This window comes from Bradyrhizobium sp., assembly GCF_016213215.1.
Lineage (GTDB): Bacteria > Pseudomonadota > Alphaproteobacteria > Rhizobiales > Xanthobacteraceae > Bradyrhizobium.
Genome location: NZ_JACRAW010000003.1, coordinates 1 through 4,562, shown reverse-complemented (window position 1 = coordinate 4,562; position 4,562 = coordinate 1). Strand labels below are relative to the sequence as shown.

Below are 4,562 nucleotides of genomic sequence, written 5' to 3'. Positions count from 1 at the left end.
TCTCGCGGCACATGGAGGAGAAGTTCGATATTCCGTGGTGCGAGTACAACTTCTTCGGCCCGACCAAGATCGTGGAATCGTTGCGCAAGATCGCCAGCTATTTCGACGACAAGATCAAGGAAGGCGCCGAGCGCGTCATCGCCAAGTACCAGCCGCTGATGGACGCGGTGATCGCGAAGTACCGGCCTCGCCTCGAAGGCAAGACGGTGATGCTGTTCGTCGGCGGCCTCCGCCCGCGTCACGTGATCGGCGCCTATGAGGACCTCGGCATGGAGGTGGTCGGCACCGGCTACGAGTTCGGCCACAACGACGACTATCAGCGCACGGCCCAGCACTACGTCAAGGACGGCACGCTGATCTACGACGACGTCACCGGCTACGAGTTCGAACGCTTCGTCGAGAAGGTCCAGCCCGACCTCGTCGGCTCCGGCATCAAGGAGAAGTACATCTTCCAGAAGATGGGTGTGCCGTTCCGGCAGATGCACTCCTGGGACTATTCCGGCCCGTATCACGGCTATGACGGGTTCGCGATCTTCGCACGCGACATGGACATGGCGATCAACTCCCCGATCTGGAAGAAGACCAAGGCGCCCTGGAAGGATGCCCCGCGGCCGAACCTGATGGCGGCGGAATAGCAGGGCCAGTCCGGCTCCGCCCATGCGGGCGGAGCGGCGATCGGCGATCGAATACGATATTTGAAAGGGTGCACGATGACACAGAATGCCGAACACGTGCTCGATCACTTCGAGCTGTTCCGCGGTCCGGAATACCAGGACATGCTGGCGAACAAGAGGAAGATGTTCGAGAACCAGCGCGATCCCGCCGAAGTCGAGCGAATCCGCGAATGGACCAAGACGCCGGAATATCGCGAAAAGAACTTTGCGCGCGAAACGCTCAGCATCAACCCGGCGAAGGCCTGTCAGCCGCTGGGCGCCGTGTTCGCTTCGGTCGGCTTCGAGGGCACGCTGCCCTTCGTGCACGGCTCGCAGGGGTGTGTCGCCTATTATCGCAGTCATTTGTCGCGCCACTTCAAGGAGCCGGCCTCCTGCGTCTCCTCGTCCATGACCGAGGACGCCGCGGTGTTCGGCGGCCTGAACAACATGATCGACGGGCTGGCCAACAGCTACAACATGTACAAGCCGAAGATGATCGCGGTCTCCACGACCTGCATGGCAGAGGTCATCGGCGACGACCTCAACGCTTTCATCAAGACGTCCAAGGAGAAGGGCTCGCTGCCGGCGGAGTTCGACGTTCCCTTCGCCCACACGCCCGCCTTCGTCGGCAGTCATGTCACCGGCTATGACAACGCGCTGAAGGGCATCCTCGAACACTTCTGGGACGGCAAGGCCGCGACCGCGCCGAAGCTCGAGCGCAAGCCGAACGACAAGATCAACTTCATCGGGGGCTTCGACGGCTACACCGTCGGCAACATCCGCGAGATCAAGCGCATCTTCGCCCTGATGGGGATCGAATACACGATCCTGTCCGACAACAGCGACGTGTTCGACACGCCGACCGACGGCGAGTTCCGTATGTATGACGGCGGCACCAGTCTGGAAGACGCCGCCAATGCGATCCACGCCAAGGCGACGATCTCCATGCAGCAATACTGCACGGAAAAGACATTGCCCTTCATTGCCGGTCACGGCCAGGAAGTCGTCGCGTTCAACCATCCGGTCGGCGTTTCCGCCACCGACGAGTTCCTGATGGCGCTGTCGCGCATTTCCGGCAAGCCGATCCCGGAGGCGCTCGAGCGCGAGCGCGGACGCCTGGTCGACGCCATGGCCGACTCCAGCGCGCATATCCACGGCAAGAAGTTCGCGATCTACGGCGATCCGGACCTGTGCTACGGGCTCGCCGCCTTCCTGCTCGAACTCGGCGCCGAGCCGATCCACGTGCTGTCGACCAACGGCAACAAGGCCTGGGAAGGGAAGATGAAGGCGCTGTTCGCCAGCTCGCCCTACGGGGCGAACTGCAACGTCTATCCGGGCAAGGATCTGTGGCACATGCGTTCGCTGCTGTTCACCGAGCCGGTCGATTTCCTGATCGGCAACACCTACGGCAAGTATCTGGAGCGCGACACCGGCACACCGCTGATCCGCATTGGCTTTCCGATCTTCGATCGTCATCACCATCACCGTTACCCGGTGTGGGGATATCAGGGCGGGATGAACGTGCTGGTGAAGGTTCTCGACAAGATCTTCGACGAGATGGACAGGAATACAAACATCCCGGGCAAGACCGACTACAGCTTCGACATCATCCGCTGATGCAAGCGCACCGGTCGCCGGTCTCGACAAACGGAGCCGGCGACGGGGAGAGCGGCGAAGAGATCAGCCCGGCAACCGTCGTTGCCCGAACCAGAGTTCGGGGTCCGTGGAGAGGAGGCAAACAATGAGTTCACTGTCGGCCACCATCCAGGATGTCTTCAACGAGCCGGGCTGCGCCAAGAACGTCAACAAGACGCAAGGAGAGCGCAAGAAGGGTTGCACCAAGCAACTGCAGCCGGGCGGGGCCGCCGGCGGCTGCGCCTTCGACGGCGCCAAGATCGCGCTGCAGCCGTTCACGGACGTCGCCCATCTCGTCCACGGGCCGATCGCCTGCGAGGGAAATTCCTGGGACAACCGCAGCTCGGTCTCCTCCGGCTCCAACCTGTGGCGGACCGGCTTTACCACCGACATGAACGAAACTGACATCGTGTTCGGCGGCGAGAAGCGACTCTACAAGGCGATCCGCGAGATCATCGCAAAATACGATCCGCCGGCGATCTTCGTCTACCAGACCTGCATCCCCGCCATGATCGGCGACGACATCAACGCGGTCTGCAAGGCCGCTGCGGCCAAGTTCGGCAAGCCGGTCATTCCGGTGATTGCGCCAGGGTTCGTCGGTTCGAAGAATCTCGGCAACAAGCTTGCCGGCGAGGCGCTGCTGCAGCACGTCATCGGCACCGAAGAGCCGGACTACACCACGCCGTACGACATCAACATCATCGGCGAATACAACCTTTCGGGCGAGCTCTGGCAGGTCAAGCCGCTGCTGGACGAGCTCGGCATTCGCATCCTGTCCTGTATCTCCGGAGACGCCAAATATCGCGAGGTCGCCCGTTCGCACCGGGCGCGCGCCGCGATGATGGTGTGTTCGCGAGCGATGATCAACGTCGCGCGCAAGATGGAGGAGCGCTACGGCATCCCGTTCTTCGAGGGCTCGTTCTACGGGATCGGCGATACCAGCGACTCGCTGCGCGAGATCGCACGGCTGCTGGTCGAGCGCGGTGCGCCGGAGGAAATGCTGGCGCGCACCGAAGCGGTGATCGCGCGCGAGGAGGCGCGCGCCTGGGCGGCGATCGAGCGCTTCAAGCCGCGCTTTGCGGGCAAGAAGGTCCTGCTGATCACCGGCGGCGTGAAATCGTGGTCGGTAGTCGCGGCACTCCAGGAGGCTGGACTTGAGATCGCCGGCACCTCCGTGAAGAAGTCCACCAAGGAGGACAAGGAGCGGATCAAGGAGCTGATGGGCGAGGACGCCCACATGATCGACGAGATGCCGCCGCGCGAGATGTACAAGATGCTCAAGGACGCGAGAGCGGACATCATGCTTTCGGGCGGAAAGTCACAATTCGTCGCGCTGAAGGCGGCGATGCCATGGCTCGACATCAACCAGGAGCGCTGGAACGCCTACATGGGCTATGTCGGTATGGTCAAACTGTTGGAGGAGATCGAGAAGGCGCTGTTCAACCCGATGTGGGAGCAGCTTCGCCTCCCGGCGCCGTGGGAGAGCAAGTCCGACAACTGGCAGACAAGAGCGCTCGCGCAGATGGACGCGCAGGCCGCCGAGCTTGCCGCCAACCCGGAGCAGGCGCGCCGCGCCAACAAGATCTGTCACTGCAGGACGGTGGATCTCGGTACGATCGAGGATGCGATAAAGGCCCATGGGCTGACGACGGTCGACGGCGTCAAGGAGCACACCAATGCCTCCGGTGGCTGCGGTGCCTGCAAGTTGCGCATCGAGGACGTTCTCGCCGCAACCTCGGGCGCACCCGACAAGCCCGTGCTTCAGGCCGCGGAGTAGCTACGATGGCCGTCGTCACCACTGCCAAGAAGGCCTGCGCGGTCAACCCGCTCAAGATGAGCCAGCCCCTCGGCGGCGCCTACGCCTTCCTCGGACTGCGTCGGGCGATGCCGCTCCTGCACGGCTCGCAGGGCTGCACCTCGTTCGGGCTCACGCTGTTCGTGCGTCACTTCAAGGAACCGGTGCCGCTGCAGACTACCGCGATGAGCGAAGTCGCGACGGTGCTCGGCGGCTATGACAACCTCGAGCAGGCGATCCTGAACATCCATAACCGCACCAAGCCGGAGATCATCGGCATCTGCTCGACGGGCGTGACCGAAATAAAGGGCGACGACGTCGAAGCCTTCATCCGCCTCGTCCGCCAGAAACATCCTCAGCTTGCGGATTTTCCGCTCGTCTATGTGTCGACGCCCGATTTCAAGGGTGCGTTTCAGGACGGCTGGGAGAAGACGGTGGCGCGGATGATCGAGGTGCTGGTCGAGCCGAGGGAGGCGAAC

The 4,562-nt window shown here is 62.7% G+C and carries 4 protein-coding genes; all 4 read left to right on the top strand.

The features are described 5' to 3' along the window. The coding region (locus HY852_RS00590; RefSeq protein WP_291601644.1) for a nitrogenase component 1 at nt 1-635 on the top strand (635 nt) is incomplete at its 5' end. 75 nt (nt 636-710) lie between these two features. Next, a complete protein-coding gene (nifK, locus tag HY852_RS00585; RefSeq protein WP_291601642.1) occupies nt 711-2,270 on the top strand; it encodes a nitrogenase molybdenum-iron protein subunit beta in 1,560 nt (519 codons plus the stop codon). A 124-nt stretch (nt 2,271-2,394) separates the two neighbouring features. Beyond that, complete coding sequence (gene nifE, locus HY852_RS00580; protein ID WP_291601640.1) at nt 2,395-4,065, top strand: nitrogenase iron-molybdenum cofactor biosynthesis protein NifE; 1,671 nt, start codon at nt 2,395-2,397, stop codon at nt 4,063-4,065. Between the two features lie 5 nt (nt 4,066-4,070). After that, nucleotides 4,071-4,562: nitrogenase component 1 (locus HY852_RS00575; RefSeq protein WP_291601638.1), on the top strand; the 492-nt coding region annotated here is incomplete at its 3' end.

Coding starts and splice junctions, on each gene's coding strand:
- nifK (WP_291601642.1), top strand. CDS start 711: ATGACACAGAATGCCGAACACGTGCTCGATCACTTCGAGCTGTTCCGC.
- nifE (WP_291601640.1), top strand. CDS start 2,395: ATGAGTTCACTGTCGGCCACCATCCAGGATGTCTTCAACGAGCCGGGC.